Raw genomic sequence first — 19,703 nt, 5'->3', positions numbered from 1 at the left:
GGCTACGAACTCACGGCTTCTTCAGCGCCCCGTGCTGGCGGCCGAAATCCGCGGCCGCCGAATCCTGGCCGATCTCGACGATGCCGCGGCGGATGGCGCGGGTGCGGGTGAAATGGTCGAACAGCGCCTCGCCGTCGCCGCGGCGGATCGCGCGGGTGAGCTTTGCGAGATCCTCGGTGAAGGTGCCGAGCATTTCCAGCACCGCCTCCTTGTTGGCGAGGAAGACGTCGCGCCACATCGTCGGATCGGACGCCGCGATGCGGGTGAAATCGCGGAAACCGCCGGCGGAGAACTTGATCACCTCGGACTCCGTCACCTGCGCCAGCTCGTCGGCGGTGCCGACGATGGTGTAGGCAATCAGATGCGGCAGATGGCTGGTGATCGCGAGCACGAGATCGTGATGATCCGGCGTCATGACCTCGACCTTGGCGCCCATCGCCGCCCAGAACGCGCGCAGGCGATCGGTCGCGGCCGCATCGACGCCTTCCGGCGGGGTGAGGATGCACCAGCGATTGATGAAGAGCTCGGCGAAACCCGAATCCGGCCCCGAATGCTCGGTGCCCGCGACGGGATGCGCCGGCACGAAATGAACGGTCTTCGGCAGATGCGGCGCCATGTCCCTGACGATGGCGCCCTTGACCGAGCCGACGTCAGAGATGATTGCGCCGGGCTTCAGATGCGCGGCGATCTCCTGCGCGACCTCGCCGCAGGCGCCGACGGGAATGCAGAGGATGACGAGATCGGCATCCTTCACCGCGTCCGCATTGGTCGCCACGACCTGGTCGACGATGCCGAGTTCGAGCACCCGCGCGCGGGTCTTCTCCGAGCGCGCGGTGGTGACGATCTCGCCCGCCAGGCCCTGGAGCTTCGCAGCGCGCGCGATCGAGCCGCCGATCAGGCCGAAACCGATCAGCGCGACGCGCTGGAAGTGCGCTTGCTCGCTCATTTGCCGGCCATGAAGTCGCGCAAGCCGTCGACCACGAGGCGGTTGGCCTCCTCGGTGCCGATGGTCATGCGCAGCGAATGCGGCAGGCCGTAATTCTTCAGTGCGCGCAGCACCAGGCCGCGCTTGGTCAGGAAGGCGTCGGCATCGTCAGCGGTCTTGCCCTTGTCGGTCGGGAAGTGGATCAGCACGAAATTGGCGACGCTCGGCGTCACCTTCAGTCCGAGCTTGCCGATCTCCTCGGTCAGCCAGTTGCGCCATGTCTCGGTGAATTGCTTCGACATCGCCTGGTGCGCGGTGTCCTCGATCGCGGCGACCGCGGCATACATCGCCGGCGTCGACACGTTGAACGGGCCGCGGATGCGGTTGACCGCGTCGATGATGTGCTCGGGGCCGAACATCCAGCCGATGCGCAGCGCGGCGAGGCCGTGGATCTTGGAGAAGGTGTGCGTCACCACCGTATTCTCGGTGGTGGCGACCAGCTCGATCCCCATCTCGTAATCGTTGCGCGAGACGTAGTCGCAATAGGCGGCATCGAGCACCAGCAGCACGTGCGACGGCAGGCCGGCGCGCAGGCGCTTGACCTCGTCGAACGGCACATAGGTGCCGGTCGGATTGTTGGGATTGGCGAGCCAGACCAGCTTGGTCTTCGGCGTCACTGCCTTGAGGATGGCGTCGACGTCGCAGGTCAGGTTGGTCTCCTGCGCGACGACGTTCTTGGCACCGACCGCCATGGTCGCGATCGGATAGACCAGGAAGCCGTGCGTGGTGGAGATCGCCTCGTCGCCGTGGCTGAGATAGGTGTGCGCCAGCAGATTGAGGATCTCGTCCGAGCCGGCGCCGCAGATGATGCGGTTGGGGTCGAGCCCGAAGGAGCGGCCGATCGCCTCGCGCAACACGCGCGAGGTTCCTTCCGGATAGTCTTCCAAATGATCCGCCACGTGCTTGAAGGCTTCGATCGCCTTGGGCGAGGGCCCAAACGGCGTCTCGTTGGCCGACAGCTTGAACACCTTGCGGCCCGGCTCCGCGACCGGGCTCTTGCCGGGCGTGTAGGGCGCAATATCGAGAATGCCGGGATTCGGCACGGGGCGGGACATCTTGAACTCCGAAAATGGCGGGGCGCGGCGCGTGGTTTACGATTTCGCCCCGGTCGGGGGCACCGTATAGCGCGTTGCGTGGCTGCCGACGAGGGCCGTGGAGCGCACCGAGGCCCCCGCCTCGATCAGGGCAGCCCTGATTTTGTCGATGCTGGTCGCATTCGTGACCGAGACCAGCAGCGCTGCGCCGTCGAAGGCGGTGTCGGGTACCGCCACGATCTCGGCGAGCGGCGACAGGGCCCGCGCGACCTCGGCGTTCCAGCCGGAGACGCGGACGCTGAAGGTCTCGACCTCCGTCAGCAGGGCGCTGTCGGCGACCCGCGAGATCGCGAACACCGGCAGCGCCGCCGGATGGTCGGCGCGCTCGACGAAGGGCATCCGCGCGATGATCTTCGGCGCGCCTTCCGTTTCGAGCAAGAGCCACCATGGCGTGCGGCTCGACGTCGCCGAGACCAGCGCCAGATCGCCCTTGGATTTCGCCACCGCCTCGACCGCGGCCTGTGCGCTGAAATGCGCGATGTAAGGCACGGTGAAGCCAAAATGGAAGCGCGCGGAATCGCGCATCGCCGGCTCGCTCGCCGAGATGTCGGCATGCACCGAGAACGGCGCCTGCACGTAAGTGAACGTGGAGATGATGACGCGCCAGATGCTCTCGACCGTGTCGAGCGGCAGGATGCCGCGATGACGCTGCACGAGGTCACGCATCATGGCGGCCTCGCGCGCTGGGCGGAACGCCGAGCCGACCTCCTGGGTCTGCTTCACCTGGATCAGGCGGTCGATGATGTCGCCGCGCTGCATCAGCAAGCGATGCATGCCCTCGTCGATCGCGTCGATCTCCTTGCGCAGTTCCTGGAGCGATGGTGGCGCGGGCGGACGTTGGGACATGTCTGGCTGTCGATGGTTTCGATGGGGGATGTTCTGATTAGGCAGTCGGGACGGCGAAAGCAAAGAGAAATCACGTCCTTTTCGGACGACGCGAGAGAAACGAATTGGGCCGATCCCGGCCGCGACTTGACGAAAACCACCCAAGACGGTAGTTTTTGCCCGTTCCGTGGTCATTTGAGCCGGCCGGCTTGCAGCCACGTTAAAAAACTCGCTAAACAGGCCGGGGACGCTTCCGATCCCGGCCGAACCTATCGTTCAGGCCGGGTTTTTCATGGCCTGATGCAAGTGGCGATCACGCGTTTGATCGCAAACGAGGTCGATGGTCAGATGGGTGGCGTCAAGTCGATACCGAGTCCTGCGATCAGCGCCGACGAACGGTCGCACGAGGTGGATCATCCAAGCTCGCAGATCGCGCATTTCGGCGCCGAGCAGCCGCTGCGGCTCGATTGCGGCGTCGATCTCACCCCGTTCCAGATCGCCTACCAGACCTATGGCGAGCTCAACGCCGATCGCTCCAACGCGGTGCTGATCTGCCATGCGCTGACCGGCGATCAACATGTCGCCAATGTGCATCCCGTCACCGGCAAGCCCGGCTGGTGGGAGACGCTGGTCGGCCCCGGCCGGCCCATCGATCCCAAGCACTACTTCATCATCTGCTCCAACGTGATCGGCGGCTGCATGGGCTCGACCGGGCCGGCCTCGATCAATCCTGCCACCGGCAAGGTCTGGGGCCTGGATTTCCCGGTCATCACCATCCCCGACATGGTGCGCGCGCAGGCGATGCTGGTCGACCGGCTCGGCGTCGACACGCTGTTTGCGGTGGTCGGCGGCTCGATGGGCGGCATGCAGGTGCTGCAATGGACCGCCGCCTATCCGGGCCGCGTGTTCTCCGCGCTGGCGATTGCCTGCGCGACGCGGCACTCGGCACAGAACATCGCCTTCCACGAGCTCGGCCGCCAGGCCGTGATGGCCGATCCCGACTGGCACGGCGGCGGCTATGCCGATCACGGCATCCATCCGCATCGCGGGCTCGCGGTGGCGCGGATGGCGGCGCACATCACCTATCTCTCGGATGCGGCGCTGCATCGAAAATTCGGCCGGCGCATGCAGGACCGCGAGCTGCCGACATTCTCGTTCGACGCCGACTTCCAGGTCGAGAGCTATCTGCGCTACCAGGGCTCGTCCTTCGTCGAGCGCTTCGATGCCAACTCGTACCTCTATCTGACGCGCGCGATGGACTATTTCGACATCGCCGCCGACCAAGGCGGCGTGCTCGCCAAGGCGTTCGTCGACATCAAGACCCGCTTCTGCGTGGTCTCCTTCACCAGCGACTGGCTGTTTCCGACCTCGGAATCGCGCGCGCTGGTGCACGCGCTGAATGCCTCGAGCGCGCGGGTGTCGTTCGCCGAGATCGAGACCGATCGCGGCCATGACGCCTTCCTGCTCGACGTGCCCGAATTCTTCGACATCTCCCGCGCCTTCCTGCAATCCGCCGGCAAGGCGCGCGGGCTCACCGGCAAGAAGGACGGCTAGCGATGTCTGTACAGGAAGCGCTGCCGCTGAACGGCGTGACGACCACCTCGTCCGGTCAATATCGCGCCGATCATCTGCTGGTCGCCGAGATGGTGAAGCCCGGCTCGAAGGTGCTCGACGTCGGCTGCGGCGAGGGCGATCTGCTCCAGCTGCTGGAGACGCGCGGCATCGACGGCCGCGGCATCGAGCTGTCGCGCGAGGGCGTCAATCGCTGCGTCGCCAAGGGCCTTGCGGTGGTGCAGGGCGACGCCGACACCGATCTCGTCAATTATCCGGATGACGCCTTCGACTACGTGATCCTGTCGCAGACGCTGCAGGCAACGCGGCAGCCGCGCGTGGTGCTGGAGAATCTGCTGCGCATCGGCCGCCGCGCCATCGTCTCCTTCCCGAATTTCGGTTTCTGGAAGATGCGGCTGCAGCTCCTGGTCGGCGGCCACATGCCGCGCACCGAGAATTTGCCGGCGACATGGTATGACACCGCCAACATCCATTTCTGCACCATCAAGGATTTCGTGCAGCTCTGCGACGAGATCAACGTCAAGATGGAGCGCTCGGTCGCGCTCGATCTCTACGGCCGCCCGGTGCCGCTGAATCTGCCCTGGTGGGTGTGGAACATGTTCGGCGAGCAGGCGGTGTTCTTGCTCAGCCGCGGCGGGGGGAAGTAGTTTTTCTCGCCTGCTGCGGCCTGACCCGTCATCCTGAGGCGCGAGTAGCGCGATGCGAAGCATCGCGCCGGGAGCCTCGAAGGATGAGCGGCCGAGTGTTTCGGCGTGCTCATCTCTCGCTGTGGCGAGAGCGTGGCCGTCGCCCTTCGAGGGCCGCTGAAGAAGCGGCCACCTCAGGGTGACGGAGTTGAGAGCGCGGGGCGTTTCATAGTGCAGACCTAACCGAACCCCGTAGCCCGGATGAAGCGCAGCGCAATCCGGGGCAAGTCGCGCCGCGTTGACAATCCCGGATTACGCTTTCGCTCCATCCGGGCTACGCGACGGAGTATTTGCTGCGCCTGTGCCTAATGCGCCAGCGACCTGGGATCACGCACCGGCCATCGCCCGGCCTCAACCAGCGCCACGAAGCGCTCCACGCTCGCGTTGAACAGCGCGGGCTCTTCGAGATTGAGCACGTGGCCCGACTTCGGAAACATCGCCAGCCCCGCCGCAGGCAGATGCTTCTTCAGGAACAGGCTCGGTCCGACGCATAGATCGTCCTCGTCGCCGCAGATGATCAGCGCCGGCGTCGATGCGCGCTTGATCGCATCCGTCATCGTGTAAATCGAGGGGCGGCGGCCCTGGAAGCCGCGCATCGTGCGTGCCGACCCCTTGGCGTCGTGGCGCGCCAGCGCGGCGTAGAAATCGGCGTGGCCGCGGGGATCCTTCACCAGGAAGGGAATCCGGCTCGGCGCCTCGCGCGTGACTTTCGCGACCTCGGCGGAGCCCAGCGTCTCGAACTGCTCGGCATTGGCGCGGCACTGCTTGCGCCACGCCTCCAGGTTCTCGATCTCCGAGCCGGAGCCGACGCCGGCCAGCGTCATCGACAACGCGCGCTGCGGCGCGTTGAGCCCGATCTGGAGCGAGGAGTAGGCGCCCATCGACAGGCCGACCAGATGCGCGCGCTCAATCCTGAGATGATCGAGCACCGCGAGCGCATCGCTATAGAAATGCGTGTAGCTGTAAACCTCGCCCTCCGGCACGTCCGACGGCGTGTAGCCGCGCGCCGAATAGGTGATGCAGCGGTGGCCGCGCGAGAAGTAACGCATCTGCGGCTCCCAATTGGTGTAGTCGGCCGCGAACTCGTGCAGAAAAATGATCGGCGTTCCCTGACCCGCTTCCTCAAAATAGATGCGGACGTCGTCCCTGGTCGTGGCGTGGGGCATTAACCGTTTCCCTCTCTTCAAGCCGCCTTTGCAGGATTGCAGTTAATGCTGTTGTCCGCAATGCGGCGGCCTCGATCAGTGTCGGCGCAAAATCATCACAGCTATTCGCAGGCAGCCCGCGTCTTTTTCTCGCCACATCGGGCGGCTTAACGGCCAGACCGATGTCGGCCGTTGCACGGGCCGATCGGGAAGTGGGGTGTCAACGAAGGATGAAGAATGTTTGAGTTGTTTGCGTCTCGCCTGTCGCGTTGTGTAGTCGCGCTGGCGATCTTCTTCGCGGCGGTTGCCGCGTTCGTTTCTCCGGCCTCAGCGCGGCCGCATCATCGTCATAGCGCAGAGCGGCACGCACACGTGCACCACGCCAGACATCATCATTACCGCCACCATGCACGCAGCTCGCGCTTCGAGCGCAGCGCGGCGCAGTTGCGGGCGAGCGGATTCGCCGACACCCAGGCGAGCTATGATCCGAACGCCAACAGCGGCGGCATGGCCAACAACACCATGGCTGCAAGCGGCGGCTTCGGCGGCGGATCGAGCCTGGTGTCCGAGGCGCGCCGCTATGTCGGCGGCAATCCGACCGGGCGCGGCAGCCTGTGGTGCGCGCGCTTCATGAACATGGTGCTGGAGCATACCGGCCATAAGGGCTCAGGCTCCGACATGGCGAGCTCGTTCGCCCGCTACGGCACCCGCGTCTCCGGTCCACAGGTCGGCGCCATCGCAGTGATGTCGCGCGGTCGCCGCGGCGGTCATGTCGGCATCATCACCGGCATCGATGCACAGGGCAATCCGATCATGATCTCCGGCAATAACGGCAACCGCGTCCGCGAGGCGCCGGTCTCGCGCGGCCGGATCTACGCATATGTGATGCCGAACTAACGACGGAGCCGTAGGGTGGGCAAAGGCGCACTTGCGCCGTGCCCACCATCTCTCTCCGTCGCAGAAATTGCGTGGGCACGCTTCTGCCGTCGCTCTTCGAGCTATGGCGGACAAGTCGCTTTGCCCACCCTACGGTACCGGTGCCGGCTCACACCAGCTTCGGCTCTGCCAACGCGATCGCATCGCCGACGCCGATCTCGCCACCTTCGATCACCTCGGCATAGATGCCGCAGTCCATGTGGCCGAGATTGCGCGAGAGCGTCGGCGGTATCTCGAGATCGCGCTTGGCCGTCACCGGGTCGACATTGGTGGCCGGGCAGCGGACGATGCGCTTGACCACTTTCAGGCGCGCCGCGCCGATCGCCAGCGTCTGGCCGACGAGATCGAGCTCCGACCAGGCCGGCCAGCCCTTCACGTAGAGATTGGCGCGGAAGCGCAGCGGATGCACGGCGGTCCCGCCCAGCATGGTCTCGATGGCGCGGACGCTGCCGAGATTGATGATGGAGACCACCTTCCGGGCGACGTCGGAGAAGCTGTGATCGCGGCCGGACAGCAGCTTCGGCGGGCCCTTCAGTTCCGGCTGGAAATTTTCCGCGAAGTAGCGCTCGATGGCGGCGCGCCCGACCGCGGTTTCCAGATCGCCGCTGGCGACGGTCTGGCCGTCCTTGCGGATGGTCAAGACATGGGTGGCATCGTCGAAGCGGCTGTCGAGCTCGGCAAGCCGCTCATTTCGTGCGAGCATCAGAAACTGGATTTTCGGCTTCCACTCGGGCGCCTCGGGATCGAAGCCGCTCGGGCCATTCTCGATGGCGTAGCGGCGGTCGGCGGGCAGGGTCTGGCCGGTCCGCAAGGGGACGCGGCGCAGGGCCTCCGGCGTCAGGCCCTTGATCGGGTAGCGGTAAAGGCCGGTGATTTCGGCAGTCTGGCTGGCTGTCATGACGCTACTTAAGGGATTCGACCTGGCCCCGCCAAGCCGGCGGATCGGCGCACGAAATTGTGAACGCGCCTCTTTCGCATCCGCAACCTGCTTCCCACATCTGGCTCAGGCCGGCGGCAACGCCGACAGAAGACGACCGTTACCGGTTGAGAAACGTCAATGCGGTAATCGGAAACCCAATGAAGATGCCGTTTGGGGTGCCTTAGAGGGCCCTGAGGGCAGGCCGAGGGACAGAAAAGATGAATATCGACAAATACACCGAACGCTCCAGGGGCTTCGTCCAGTCAGCGCAGTCGCTCGCGATGCGCGAGGGGCACCAGCAGTTCTCCACCCTGCACGTGCTCAAGGTCCTGCTGGACGACAATGAGGGGCTGGCTTCCGGTCTGATCGACCGCGCCGGCGGCAATTCCCGCGCAATCCTGAAGGCGACCGAGGATGCCCTCGGCAAGGTGCCGAAGGTCAGCGGTGGCGGCGCCGGCCAGATCTATCTGGCGCCCGAGCTCGCCCGCACTTTTGATGCCGCCGAAAAGGCCGGCGAGAAGGCTGGCGACAGCTTCGTCACCGTCGAGCGGCTGCTGCTCGGCCTGACGCTGGAAAAAACCAGCGAGGCCGGCACCATCCTCGCCAAGGGCGGCGTCACCCCGCAAAACCTCAATGCGGCGATCGAGGCGCTGCGCAAGGGCCGCACGGCCGACAGCGCGACCGCCGAGAACGCCTATGACGCGCTGAAGAAATATGCCCGCGACCTGACCCAGGCCGCGCGCGACGGCAAGCTCGATCCGGTGATCGGCCGCGACGAGGAAATCCGCCGTACGATCCAGGTGCTGTCGCGCCGGACCAAGAACAATCCCGTCCTGATCGGCGAGCCCGGCGTCGGCAAAACCGCCATCGCGGAAGGGTTGGCGCTGCGCATCGTCAACGGCGACGTGCCCGAGAGCCTGAAGGACAAGAAGCTGCTCTCGCTCGACCTCGGCGCGCTGATCGCGGGCGCGAAGTACCGCGGTGAGTTCGAGGAGCGGTTGAAGGCCGTGCTCCAGGAGGTGACCGCGAGCGAGGGCACCTACGTTCTCTTCATCGACGAGATGCACACCCTGATCGGTGCCGGCAAAGGCGACGGCGCGATGGACGCCTCCAATCTGCTCAAGCCCGCGCTCGCCCGCGGCGAACTGCACTGCATCGGCGCGACCACGCTCGACGAGTATCAGAAGCACGTCGAGAAGGACGCCGCGCTGGCGCGGCGCTTCCAGCCGATCTTCGTCAGCGAGCCTTCGGTCGAGGACACCATCTCGATCCTGCGCGGCCTGAAGGACAAGTACGAGCAGCATCATGGCGTGCGGATCACGGATTCCGCGCTTGTTGCCGCGACGACGCTGTCCAACCGCTACATCACCGACCGCTTCCTGCCCGACAAGGCGATCGACCTGATGGACGAGGCGGCTGCGCGGCTGAAGATGCAGGTCGATTCCAAGCCGGAAGAGCTGGATTCGCTCGACCGCGAGATCATCCGGCTCAAGATCGAGCAGGAAGCTCTCAAGAAGGAAAGCGATCCCGGCTCCAAGTCCCGTCTCGAGGCGCTCCAGAAAGAGCTCGCCGAGCTCGAGGAGAAGTCCGCGGCGCTGACGGCACGCTGGAGCGCGGAGAAGAACAAGCTCTCCAACGCCCAGAAGCTGAAGTCGGAGCTTGACGCGCTGCGCGTCGATCTCGCCGACGCCCAGCGTCGCGGCGAATTCCAGAAGGCCGGCGAGCTGGCCTATGGCCGGATCCCGCAGCTCGAGAAGCAGCTTGCGGATATCGAGGCGCGTGAAGGCTCCGGCGAGATGATGGAGGAGGCGGTCACCGCCAATCACATCGCGCAGGTGGTCTCGCGCTGGACCGGCGTGCCCGTCGACAAGATGCTGGAGGGCGAGAAGGAAAAGCTCCTGAAGATGGAGGAGCAGCTCGGCACCCGCGTCGTCGGCCAGGCCGAGGCCGTGCGCGCGGTCGCAACCGCCGTGCGTCGCTCGCGCGCGGGCTTGCAGGACCCGAACCGCCCCACGGGCTCCTTCATGTTCTTAGGGCCCACCGGCGTCGGCAAGACGGAGCTGACCAAGGCGCTCGCGGAGTATCTGTTCAACGACGAGACCGCGATGGTCCGCCTCGACATGTCCGAATACATGGAGAAGCACTCGGTCTCGCGGCTGATCGGTGCGCCTCCGGGCTATGTCGGTTATGACGAAGGCGGCGCGCTCACCGAGGCAGTGCGGCGCCGGCCCTACCAGGTCGTGCTGTTCGACGAGATCGAGAAGGCGCATCCCGACGTCTTCAACGTCCTGTTGCAGGTGCTCGACGACGGCCGCCTGACCGACGGCCAGGGCCGCACCGTCGATTTCCGCAACACGCTGATCATCATGACCTCGAACCTCGGTTCGGAATTCCTGGTGAACCAGCCGGAGGGCGAGGACACTTCGGCCGTGCGCGAGCAGGTGATGGCAATGGTGCGCGGGCATTTCCGCCCCGAATTCCTCAACCGCGTCGATGAGATCATCCTGTTCCACCGCTTGCAGCGGAGCGAGATGGGCCGGATCGTCGAGATCCAGTTCGCGCGCCTGCAGAGGCTGCTGACCGATCGCAAGATCGTGCTGACGCTCGATGCCGCCGGACGCGACTGGCTCGCCGCCAAGGGCTGGGATCCCGCCTACGGCGCAAGGCCGCTGAAGCGCGTGATCCAGCGTCACGTCCAGGACCCGCTCGCCGAGATGATCCTCGCCGGCGACGTCAGGGACGGCGATACTGTCGCGATCTCGTCCGAAGGCAACGTCCTGACCTTCAACGGCAAGGCGCCTCAGACCGCCGAGATCACCCAGTTCGAGGCGCCGGTGGCGAAGCGAAAGCTGAACTGAAACGCGGGCGGTCGCCGTTAAACATTATCGCCCCGGAGAGGTCATCCTCTCCGGGGCGAATTGTTCTTGCCCGGCTTGCCCCCCGGCCGATCGCTATTTCTTCGAGACCTTGTAGATCGCGTTCTCGATGTCGGACGAGAAGTAGATCACCCCCGTCGCCCCGACCGCCACGCCTGTCGGAATGTTGGTCGGCAACCCTCCAGGAGCGCCCGCGAGGCCGATTGGGAGATTGGCCGCGATCTCGGTGATCTTGCCGCTCGCCGGCGCGATCTCGATCAGCCGTTTGGCGCCGACTTCCGCAACGATCAGCTTGCCGTCGCTGCCGCGCGCAATGCCCTCCGGCATCTTCAGCTCCTTGGCGACCACAGTCTTTTCGCCGTTGCTGTCGATCCTCGAGACAGTGCCCGCAAAGGCGTCGGTGACGTAGACCTCGTCGGTCTTGCCACGAACGAGCCCGACCGGGCCCTCGAGGTCGCCGATCAGCGTGGTGCGATCCTTGCCGTGCTCACCGCTCACCTTGACCAGCGACTTGGTGCCGAGCTCGGCGACCAAAATGCTGCCGTCGGCGAGCACGATCGCATCGTGCGGCGCCTTGAAGCCATGCAGCATGTCGCGCGTCGCGCCGGTCTTGGCGTCGATCACCTGCACCGTGCCGGTGAACCAGCTCGACAGCACCACGTCGTTGCCCCGCGCCGTCGCGCTCATGGGATATTCGAGCGTGGTGTCGGCGGCGTGCATGCGCGCCTTTTCGGTGACCTCGCCGGTCGCCCCATCCACCGTGCGATAGGCGAACACGTCGGCGAGGTGGATCGTATCCTTGCCGTTCTCCGAGGTGACGCCGATGCCCCCGGGCAAAGCGAGCTTGCCGATGATGATCTGCTTGGCCTGGCCGGTCGCGGGGTCGACCTCCTGGATGCCGTTGTCGGCCATGTTGGAGACGTAGATGCGGTCCTTGTCGTCGATGGCGAGATTGTCCAGTGACGGCTTCAATTGCGCGACCATGGTCTTGGCGCCCGATTTGGGATCGACCCGGACGAGCTGGCCGAGCGCGGTGTCGACCACGAAGAGATTGCCCTTGGAATCGAAGTTCACCGCGGCCGGGACCTTGAAGCCGTCGGCGACGACGGTCAGCTCAGCCTTGTCGACGTCGACTTTTGCGACCTGGCCCTTGAACCAGAGCGGACCGTAGAGCTTGTCGTCGGGACCGAACTCGAAGCCGTTGAGGCCGCCCATCTTCTCCATGATCTGGCGCGGCGGCTTCACGCCCTCGACGTCGATCTCATAGAGCGTGTCGCCGAGGAAAACGGTGGTGGCGTAGAGCCTGCCGTCCTTGCGGAAGGCGAGCGAGTTGATGCCGGGAAGGCCGCTCGCGAGCTTCTTGATCGGGCCGTCGCCCTTGCGCGCATAGAGATCGCCGGTGAGGAATCCGGTCCAGGCCATGGTGCCGTCGGGCGCGAAGGCGATGTCGTCGGCCATTCCGATCGGCGAGGGGATTGCAACCTTGGCGGTACCGCCTGATACATCCACCTCGTAGAGAGCGGCGCCGGCGACGCTGCCGGCGAACAGATGGCCGGCCTTGTCGATGCCGAGCCCATGCACGCCATGGAATGCCGAGCCCTGGACCAGCTTGGTGACCTCCCAAGTCTCGGCCGATACGCTCGTGGTAGCGAAAAGGGCAGCGACGAATGCTGCGCAGGCGAGCCTGTTCTTCATGGCGAGACCTCCCGTTTTTTGGAAAGTATTCGCCCCTGGTGCCGCTTTGGCAAACAAAACTTGACGTTGAGCCGCCGCCAAGCGCGCCTCGCGCGAGAACGTCGAATTCGGATCGGATCTTGAGATGTCCGGCCGATGCCGGCCGGTTGCAATTAGCGGTTGCTGACCTGCAACGGGCCGCCGGTCGCGTCAGACATGCGGGCGATGGCGCCGCCGCGGCCGCTCATCATGCCGTCGAGCCGGTCGCGCTCCTTCTCGAAGCCTGCGAGCATCGGGCCCTCGAGCGAACGGCCGCGCGGCAGCTTCACACGCATCGGGTCGACGAAGCGGCCGTTGACCAGGATCTCGTAATGGACGTGCGGGCCGGTCGACAGGCCGGATGAGCCGACGAAGCCGATTACCTGGCCCTGCCGCACCTTCTTGCCGATCTCCATGCCCTTGGCGAACGCCGACATGTGGCCGTAGGCCGTCTCGTAGCCGTTGTTGTGCTTGATGCGGATATATTTGCCGTAGCCGCCTTCGGGGCCGGCCTTCTCGATCACGCCGTTGCCGGACGCGAAAATCGGCGTGCCGTAGGCGGTGGCCCAGTCGACGCCGGTGTGCATCTTTACATAGCCCAGGATCGGGTGGCGGCGGCCGCCGAAGCCGGAGCGCATGATGGCGTTGTTGACGGGCTTTCTGACCAGGAATTTCTTCGCGCTCTTGCCGGTCTCGTCATAGTAGTCGACGACGCCGTCGTCGGGGCTCTGGTAGCGGTAGTATTTCTTGGTCTCGCCGCCGACCGTGAGGGAGGCGAACAGCACGTCGTTCTTCTCCGTCGACGTCACGCCCTCGTCCTCGCCGGCGTAGAACACGTCGAAGGAATCGCCCGGCTGCACCTTGCGCTGGAAATCGACGTCGTAGGAGTAGATCTTGATCATGTCGTCGATGACCGGCATCGGCACTTTGTTGCGCATCGCGGTCTCGTAGATGCTCTGGTAGAGCCGCACGCCGGAGCCGTCGTCATCATCGTCGTCATCGCTGCTGGCGCTGGCCGCGGCATCGGCGACGGTGTTCATGCTGGAGACGTCGACCGCGACGTATTTGCCGAGATCGGACAGCGCCGCGATCGCCTCGACCATGGTCTCGTTGGCGACGACGACGCGATAGGGCTGCAGGCGGGCACCAGGACTCGCCGGCGCCATCAGGATGCGGAGCTTCTCGCCGTCCTTGAGGCCGCCGTCGCGGCCGCGCGGGCCGAGCGTCGCGGTGATCGCCTTGATCTCGTCGGCGTTCGCGCCGAGATCGCGCAGCACCGAGGCAACGCTGTCGCCCTTCTTGACCAGATGGACGCGTTCGCCGTTGGGATTGCCGCCGGTGATCTGCTCCTTGGTCTTGGGCAGCAGCGTGACGTTTTCCGGCACCACGCGCGTCTCGAAACCGGCATAGGGATCGGACGGCGAGGCTTCGGCGGCGTAGGCGGTTCTGATGTCGGACGGGCCGGTCGCGCCGGAGACATCGGCTGCGGCATTGGCGAGCGAGGCGTAGCGCACTCCGCCATTGCCGCGCCAGTTGGCGGCATCGCGCACCCGCATCAGGATGTCGTCGAGCGCCACCACCGCGGAAATCTTGGCTTTCGGCAGCACCGGCGACAGGTCCTTGGTGACGAAGGACACTTCGGCGTCGGGCTCGACCGCTTCGGGATTGTTGGGATCGTCGGATGCGGTCTTCGGATCGGAGCCGACATCGGTGAGCAGGCGCTGGGCGTTGAACGGCGGGATCTTCGCCGACAGGTCGCTCGTCGTCATCGACAGATTGCCGGCGATCCGGACGAAGGGGCGCACCCGCATCACGTCGCGGTTGCCGACGCGCGCCACCGTGGAGACGCGCATGATGTTGCGGGACGCCGTGGATTCGCTCGGTGGCGGCAGGCGGTCGCTCTTGTGCAGCGTGGCGGCGCGATCGGCGGCGCCGAATGCACCGCGCAACGCGCCCTCGACCCGCTCCGGCACCTTGGCGAAGGTCATCTCGCCGTCGAGCGATGCGAAAACGGCGCCGCCGATCAGGGCTGCGCCGCAGAGTCCGGTCAAAATTGTCCCGCTGAACCATTGCACCGAGACGCGACGGCGGTCGATTACGGCGGCTTCAGAACCATCGACGGACAGCGGCGGCTCGTGGCCGAGATCGATGATCCCGGTCTCACGCCCGTAAGCGCCGCGTGATGTCCTGTGGTTCAACGCAAGTCCCCCAATCAACGACCCAAGATGCCCACTTTCGAACCTCGTCCTGGTCGCCCTCTTGAAGGGGGATCGCCGGAAAAGGCAAGCCGCGCAGGCGTCCGTGCTCAGAAGGCCCCTCGGGTGGGGCCGGCCGAAATTACGAACAGCTGGACGGGTGAAGCTCTCTCGATGTCTCTCGAATGTCGGAGGAAGGCCGCGTCATCTGCAAGATCGCCTTCCTCTGACCCCATGAAAACCGCCGGCAGCCCCCACTGGCATCCCTGCGATTCAAGCTTGTCTCTTATCAGAACGCCGCGGGATTGTGGCTCAAGTACGGCGCCTGTCATCGAAAAAGTTTCCCGAACGGCCGGAGGGCGGGGGCCTCCCGAGAGGGTGCTGCAAGCTGCTTCCTGCCGCGAAGGTACGGTAAGCCGCCCCCCCAAGCCCTCCCCAAGTACCCTGTGTCGATCCCGACCCGCGCGCCAATCCACTCGCCAAGCCGTTCCCCATGTGGCTTCCCAGGTGGCTCGCCAGATCGCTTGCCAGGTCGCTTCCCAGTCCCCACCCACAACCCCTCCCAGGTCGGCTCCGGAGCCCCCTGGGGCCCAAACTTTTTTCAAGTTTTTTCACCGGCCCGACCGGATCGGCGCATCTGCGGTCCTTGTAACCGCCTGGAAACACGTTGTTTTTCGCGACAATCCACCGTGCGACGATTTGTTGACAATGGGCGTTGACAATCCCGAGTGCGGGGGCCTATAACCCGACCACTGAGCGCGGCGCCGCCGGGTCACTGACCAAGGCGAGCGAACGCGCCACTGATGCTCCTCACCTTGTTGAGTGACACAACAGTCGACGTAAGTCGATTGGAGTTCATCCATCGTCGGTAAGGGTGTCGGAACCCTTCCTCTCAGGAAGGTTGGGGCCTCCACGGTCCCGGGCTGTTTGACAAGTGAAGATGAAGAAAGAGAAACGTGGACGGCGGAGTCCTTGCGGGTCTCGCTCCTGAAAAGCTTCGGCTTTTCTGGTCGGGACCGGACGAAAGACTTCGGCGGTACACGTTTCAAAGGAAACACCATCGTTGCCAGCGATGTGAATCGCAGGCAGCACATCGACTTCGGTCGATAATGGTGGGACCTCGTCAAACGTTGTGATCAGCCGGTTCAAAGTTCAAGTCCAACTTGAGAGTTTGATCCTGGCTCAGAGCGAACGCTGGCGGCAGGCTTAACACATGCAAGTCGAGCGGGCGTAGCAATACGTCAGCGGCAGACGGGTGAGTAACGCGTGGGAACGTACCTTTTGGTTCGGAACAACACAGGGAAACTTGTGCTAATACCGGATAAGCCCTTACGGGGAAAGATTTATCGCCGAAAGATCGGCCCGCGTCTGATTAGCTAGTTGGTGAGGTAATGGCTCACCAAGGCGACGATCAGTAGCTGGTCTGAGAGGATGATCAGCCACATTGGGACTGAGACACGGCCCAAACTCCTACGGGAGGCAGCAGTGGGGAATATTGGACAATGGGGGCAACCCTGATCCAGCCATGCCGCGTGAGTGATGAAGGCCCTAGGGTTGTAAAGCTCTTTTGTGCGGGAAGATAATGACGGTACCGCAAGAATAAGCCCCGGCTAACTTCGTGCCAGCAGCCGCGGTAATACGAAGGGGGCTAGCGTTGCTCGGAATCACTGGGCGTAAAGGGTGCGTAGGCGGGTCTTTAAGTCAGGGGTGAAATCCTGGAGCTCAACTCCAGAACTGCCTTTGATACTGAAGATCTTGAGTTCGGGAGAGGTGAGTGGAACTGCGAGTGTAGAGGTGAAATTCGTAGATATTCGCAAGAACACCAGTGGCGAAGGCGGCTCACTGGCCCGATACTGACGCTGAGGCACGAAAGCGTGGGGAGCAAACAGGATTAGATACCCTGGTAGTCCACGCCGTAAACGATGAATGCCAGCCGTTAGTGGGTTTACTCACTAGTGGCGCAGCTAACGCTTTAAGCATTCCGCCTGGGGAGTACGGTCGCAAGATTAAAACTCAAAGGAATTGACGGGGGCCCGCACAAGCGGTGGAGCATGTGGTTTAATTCGACGCAACGCGCAGAACCTTACCAGCCCTTGACATGTCCAGGACCGGTCGCAGAGATGTGACCTTCTCTTCGGAGCCTGGAACACAGGTGCTGCATGGCTGTCGTCAGCTCGTGTCGTGAGATGTTGGGTTAAGTCCCGCAACGAGCGCAACCCCCGTCCTTAGTTGCTACCATTTAGTTGAGCACTCTAAGGAGACTGCCGGTGATAAGCCGCGAGGAAGGTGGGGATGACGTCAAGTCCTCATGGCCCTTACGGGCTGGGCTACACACGTGCTACAATGGCGGTGACAATGGGATGCTAAGGGGCGACCCTTCGCAAATCTCAAAAAGCCGTCTCAGTTCGGATTGGGCTCTGCAACTCGAGCCCATGAAGTTGGAATCGCTAGTAATCGTGGATCAGCACGCCACGGTGAATACGTTCCCGGGCCTTGTACACACCGCCCGTCACACCATGGGAGTTGGTTTTACCTGAAGACGGTGCGCTAACCCGCAAGGGAGGCAGCCGGCCACGGTAGGGTCAGCGACTGGGGTGAAGTCGTAACAAGGTAGCCGTAGGGGAACCTGCGGCTGGATCACCTCCTTTCTAAGGATGATCCTTCAGCGAGCTTCGGCTCACTATCGGATCGTTTTAGAAACATCAGTGGCCAACAATCGTCAGGATTGTTGAGCTGCATTGGCGGGATTTCGCCGTCTTCGTTTCTCTTTCTTCGCGGACGAACACGCGCTGGGGCTGCAAGCTTGCAGAATCCCTGGTCCTTGACTGGATATGCGTTAGGGGCTTGTAGCTCAGTTGGTTAGAGCGCGCGCTTGATAAGCGTGAGGTCGGAAGTTCAAGTCTTCCCAGGCCCACCAGCCTTCGCGCTTCGCTGCTTCGGCTAGGCAAGCCCTTCGATATGAAGGCTGCCGTGCCGTAGCCTTGGCGAAGGCAGGCTAATCAAGCAAGCATTCGTCTTCTGGTTACGGGGCCATAGCTCAGCTGGGAGAGCGCGTGCTTTGCAAGCATGAGGTCGTCGGTTCGATCCCGTCTGGCTCCACCAGATGGTTTGATCATCGACTGATCGTGCACCTACAATCGTCCGCGAAACATCACTTCGCATCTTGCTAGTCTGGATAGACAGCAAGTTGCGTGATTTCTGACATCGTAAAGAGGAGATCGATCCGAGTTGGATCGTTGCAGCAAGCAATTGCTACGCGAGCCTTCATTATCTCCGGATCATTTCGGCGCTCGTGCGTCTTTCAAGGGTAGCTCACAAGGCTGCTCTGGAGAGACAAGCGAGTTGTAAATGATCCTTTTAGCGAAGCTTGACCGCCTCGCTATCGGAACGATCTTACGAAGCAAGCTGGTCTTTCTAATCATTGTCCGGCTGCAGATAGCGTTCATCGAGGGCGCGTGCCGCAAGGTAATTCTGCAGACAACATTCTGCCGAGTGTGTGGACATTGATAATGAGAGCAATCAAGTGCCTTAAGGGTGTTCGGTGGATGCCTTGGCGCTGAGAGGCGATGAAGGACGTGCTACGCTGCGATAAGCCGTGGGGAGCTGCGAAGAAGCTTTGATCCATGGATTTCCGAATGGGGAAACCCACCTTCGATAGCCGGAACTCCAAGACCTTGTGTCTTGGTGTTCGACCAGAAATGATCGGGACCATGACCGCGAGGTTTTGGATTTCCGGTTATCAAGAGAAGGTATGAGACTTCTGAATACATAGGAGGTTTCAAGCAAACCCAGGGAACTGAAACATCTAAGTACCTGGAGGAAAGGACATCAACAGAGACTCCGTTAGTAGTGGCGAGCGAACGCGGACCAGGCCAGTGATACATCAAAGACAATCGGAACCAGTCAGGAAAGCTGGGCCTCAGAGGGTGATAGCCCCGTACGAGTAATGCGATGATGTATCCACGAGTAAGGCGGGACACGTGAAATCCTGTCTGAACGCGGGGGGACCACCCTCCAAGCCTAAGTACTCCTCAGCGACCGATAGTGAACCAGTACCGTGAGGGAAAGGTGAAAAGCACCCCGACGAGGGGAGTGAAATAGACCTGAAACCGGACACCTACAAACAGATGGAGCCCAAGATTCGTTCTGGGTGACATCGTACCTTTTGTATTATGGGCCAGCGACTTAATTTAACGAGCAAGCTTAAGCCGATAGGCGAAGGCGTAGCGAAAGCGAGTCTGAATAGGGCGTCAAGTTCGTTGTATTAGACCCGAAACCTAGTGATCTAGCCATGAGCAGGTTGAAGGTGAGGTAACACTCACTGGAGGACCGAACGGGTGCCTGTTGAAAAAGGCTCCGATGACTTGTGGTTAGGGGTGAAAGGCCAATCAAACTGGGAAATAGCTGGTTCTCCGCGAAAGATATTTAGGTATCGCCTCGGATGAATACCTCAGGGGGTAGAGCACTGGATGGGCTAGGGGGACTTACCGTCTTACCAAACCCAACCAAACTCCGAATACCTGAGAGTACTATCCGGGAGTCACACGGCGGGTGCTAACGTCCGTCGTGGAGAGGGAAACAACCCGGACCTACAGCTAAGGCCCCTAATTCGTGGCTAAGTGGGAAAGGATGTGGAAATCCCAAAACAACCAGGAGGTTGGCTTAGAAGCAGCCATCCTTTAAAGAAAGCGTAACAGCTCACTGGTCTAAATAAGGGTTTCTGCGCCGAAGATGTAACGGGGCTCAAGCCACGAGCC

11 protein-coding genes, 2 tRNA genes, 2 rRNA genes and 1 riboswitch (1 of these 16 cut by a window edge) are annotated in these 19,703 nt (G+C 63.0%); of the genes, 8 read left to right on the top strand and 7 right to left on the bottom strand.

All coding sequences use genetic code 11. From position 1 onward, the window contains the following. Positions 1 to 10 precede the first annotated feature (10 nt). Genes GGD67_RS07340 through GGD67_RS07330 form a run of 3 tightly spaced genes read right to left on the bottom strand, consistent with a single transcriptional unit; the run spans position 11 to position 2,925 of the window. Positions 11 to 946, bottom strand: coding sequence for a prephenate/arogenate dehydrogenase family protein (locus tag GGD67_RS07340; protein ID WP_179731865.1), 936 nt, complete (start codon positions 944 to 946; stop codon positions 11 to 13). Further along, on the bottom strand, positions 943 to 2,040 hold the full coding sequence (gene hisC, locus GGD67_RS07335; protein WP_179731863.1) for a histidinol-phosphate transaminase: 1,098 nt from the start codon (positions 2,038 to 2,040) through the stop codon (positions 943 to 945). Before hisC ends, GGD67_RS07340 begins: the two co-directional genes overlap by 4 nt. A 36-nt stretch (positions 2,041 to 2,076) precedes the next feature. Further along, the gene (locus GGD67_RS07330; protein ID WP_179731861.1) at positions 2,077 to 2,925 is read right to left on the bottom strand and encodes a chorismate mutase; all 849 of its coding nucleotides are present in this window, start codon (positions 2,923 to 2,925) and stop codon (positions 2,077 to 2,079) included. Positions 2,926 to 3,081: 156 nt separating this feature from the next. Beyond that, positions 3,082 to 3,161: riboswitch (SAM riboswitch) on the top strand. A 91-nt stretch (positions 3,162 to 3,252) separates the two neighbouring features. On the opposite strand from GGD67_RS07330, the gene GGD67_RS07325 reads away from it, so the two are divergent. Together GGD67_RS07325 and metW are read left to right on the top strand one after the other, a co-directional pair. Further along, positions 3,253 to 4,458 carry a homoserine O-acetyltransferase gene (locus GGD67_RS07325; protein WP_026201634.1) on the top strand — a complete coding sequence of 402 codons (1,206 nt, stop codon included), beginning with the start codon at positions 3,253 to 3,255 and terminating at the stop codon, positions 4,456 to 4,458. A gap of 2 nt (positions 4,459 to 4,460) precedes the next feature. Beyond that, entirely contained in the window at positions 4,461 to 5,123 is a 663-nt protein-coding gene (metW, locus tag GGD67_RS07320) for a methionine biosynthesis protein MetW (protein WP_018316242.1), read from the top strand. Between the two features lie 344 nt (positions 5,124 to 5,467). Here the strand turns inward: metW and GGD67_RS07315 are convergent, their stop codons facing one another. Next, positions 5,468 to 6,328 (bottom strand): alpha/beta fold hydrolase, encoded by an 861-nt coding sequence (locus GGD67_RS07315; protein ID WP_179731859.1) that lies wholly within the window; start codon positions 6,326 to 6,328, stop codon positions 5,468 to 5,470. Between the two features lie 216 nt (positions 6,329 to 6,544). Between GGD67_RS07315 and GGD67_RS07310 the strand changes: the two genes are divergently transcribed. Continuing rightward, positions 6,545 to 7,204, top strand: coding sequence for a TIGR02594 family protein (locus GGD67_RS07310; RefSeq protein ID WP_018316240.1), 660 nt, complete (start codon positions 6,545 to 6,547; stop codon positions 7,202 to 7,204). Between the two features lie 148 nt (positions 7,205 to 7,352). Here GGD67_RS07310 and GGD67_RS07305 read toward each other — a convergent pair whose 3' ends face one another. Then, a complete protein-coding gene (locus GGD67_RS07305; RefSeq protein ID WP_179731858.1) occupies positions 7,353 to 8,141 on the bottom strand; it encodes an MOSC domain-containing protein in 789 nt (262 codons plus the stop codon). A gap of 239 nt (positions 8,142 to 8,380) precedes the next feature. Here GGD67_RS07305 and clpB point away from each other — a divergent pair, with 239 nt between their 5' ends. After that, positions 8,381 to 11,020 (top strand): ATP-dependent chaperone ClpB, encoded by a 2,640-nt coding sequence (gene clpB, locus GGD67_RS07300; RefSeq protein WP_179731856.1) that lies wholly within the window; start codon positions 8,381 to 8,383, stop codon positions 11,018 to 11,020. A 93-nt stretch (positions 11,021 to 11,113) separates the two neighbouring features. Here clpB and GGD67_RS07295 read toward each other — a convergent pair whose 3' ends face one another. Together GGD67_RS07295 and GGD67_RS07290 are read right to left on the bottom strand one after the other, a co-directional pair. Next, positions 11,114 to 12,733 (bottom strand): SMP-30/gluconolactonase/LRE family protein, encoded by a 1,620-nt coding sequence (locus tag GGD67_RS07295; protein ID WP_179731854.1) that lies wholly within the window; start codon positions 12,731 to 12,733, stop codon positions 11,114 to 11,116. 152 nt (positions 12,734 to 12,885) lie between these two features. Then, positions 12,886 to 14,949, bottom strand: coding sequence for a M23 family metallopeptidase (locus tag GGD67_RS07290; protein ID WP_026201632.1), 2,064 nt, complete (start codon positions 14,947 to 14,949; stop codon positions 12,886 to 12,888). A gap of 1,156 nt (positions 14,950 to 16,105) precedes the next feature. Here GGD67_RS07290 and GGD67_RS07285 point away from each other — a divergent pair. From GGD67_RS07285 to GGD67_RS07270, 4 genes are all read left to right on the top strand, one after another. After that, positions 16,106 to 17,594, top strand: a 16S ribosomal RNA gene (locus tag GGD67_RS07285). Between the two features lie 192 nt (positions 17,595 to 17,786). Further along, positions 17,787 to 17,863, top strand: a tRNA-Ile gene (locus tag GGD67_RS07280). Between the two features lie 109 nt (positions 17,864 to 17,972). Then, positions 17,973 to 18,048, top strand: a tRNA-Ala gene (locus GGD67_RS07275). Between the two features lie 415 nt (positions 18,049 to 18,463). Then, a 23S ribosomal RNA gene (locus GGD67_RS07270) occupies positions 18,464 to 19,703 on the top strand; it runs 1,606 nt beyond the window's last position. The 16S and 23S rRNA genes sit together here with 2 tRNA genes alongside, the layout of an rRNA operon.

It is taken from the genome of Bradyrhizobium sp. IAR9 (assembly GCF_013408065.1).
Lineage (GTDB): Bacteria > Pseudomonadota > Alphaproteobacteria > Rhizobiales > Xanthobacteraceae > Bradyrhizobium.
Note: the sequence above shows the minus strand (reverse complement) of the source record. Positions and strands in the feature narration are given on the sequence as shown.

Excerpts from the sequence above, each read along its gene's own strand:
- GGD67_RS07340 (WP_179731865.1), bottom strand. The coding sequence starts at position 946 with ATGAGCGAGCAAGCGCACTTCCAGCGCGTCGCGCTGATCGGTTTCGGC.
- clpB (WP_179731856.1), top strand. The coding sequence starts at position 8,381 with ATGAATATCGACAAATACACCGAACGCTCCAGGGGCTTCGTCCAGTCA.
- GGD67_RS07295 (WP_179731854.1), bottom strand. The coding sequence starts at position 12,733 with ATGAAGAACAGGCTCGCCTGCGCAGCATTCGTCGCTGCCCTTTTCGCT.
- GGD67_RS07325 (WP_026201634.1), top strand. The coding sequence starts at position 3,253 with ATGGGTGGCGTCAAGTCGATACCGAGTCCTGCGATCAGCGCCGACGAA.
- GGD67_RS07315 (WP_179731859.1), bottom strand. The coding sequence starts at position 6,328 with ATGCCCCACGCCACGACCAGGGACGACGTCCGCATCTATTTTGAGGAA.
- GGD67_RS07310 (WP_018316240.1), top strand. The coding sequence starts at position 6,545 with ATGTTTGAGTTGTTTGCGTCTCGCCTGTCGCGTTGTGTAGTCGCGCTG.
- GGD67_RS07330 (WP_179731861.1), bottom strand. The coding sequence starts at position 2,925 with ATGTCCCAACGTCCGCCCGCGCCACCATCGCTCCAGGAACTGCGCAAG.
- metW (WP_018316242.1), top strand. The coding sequence starts at position 4,461 with ATGTCTGTACAGGAAGCGCTGCCGCTGAACGGCGTGACGACCACCTCG.
- GGD67_RS07305 (WP_179731858.1), bottom strand. The coding sequence starts at position 8,141 with ATGACAGCCAGCCAGACTGCCGAAATCACCGGCCTTTACCGCTACCCG.
- hisC (WP_179731863.1), bottom strand. The coding sequence starts at position 2,040 with ATGTCCCGCCCCGTGCCGAATCCCGGCATTCTCGATATTGCGCCCTAC.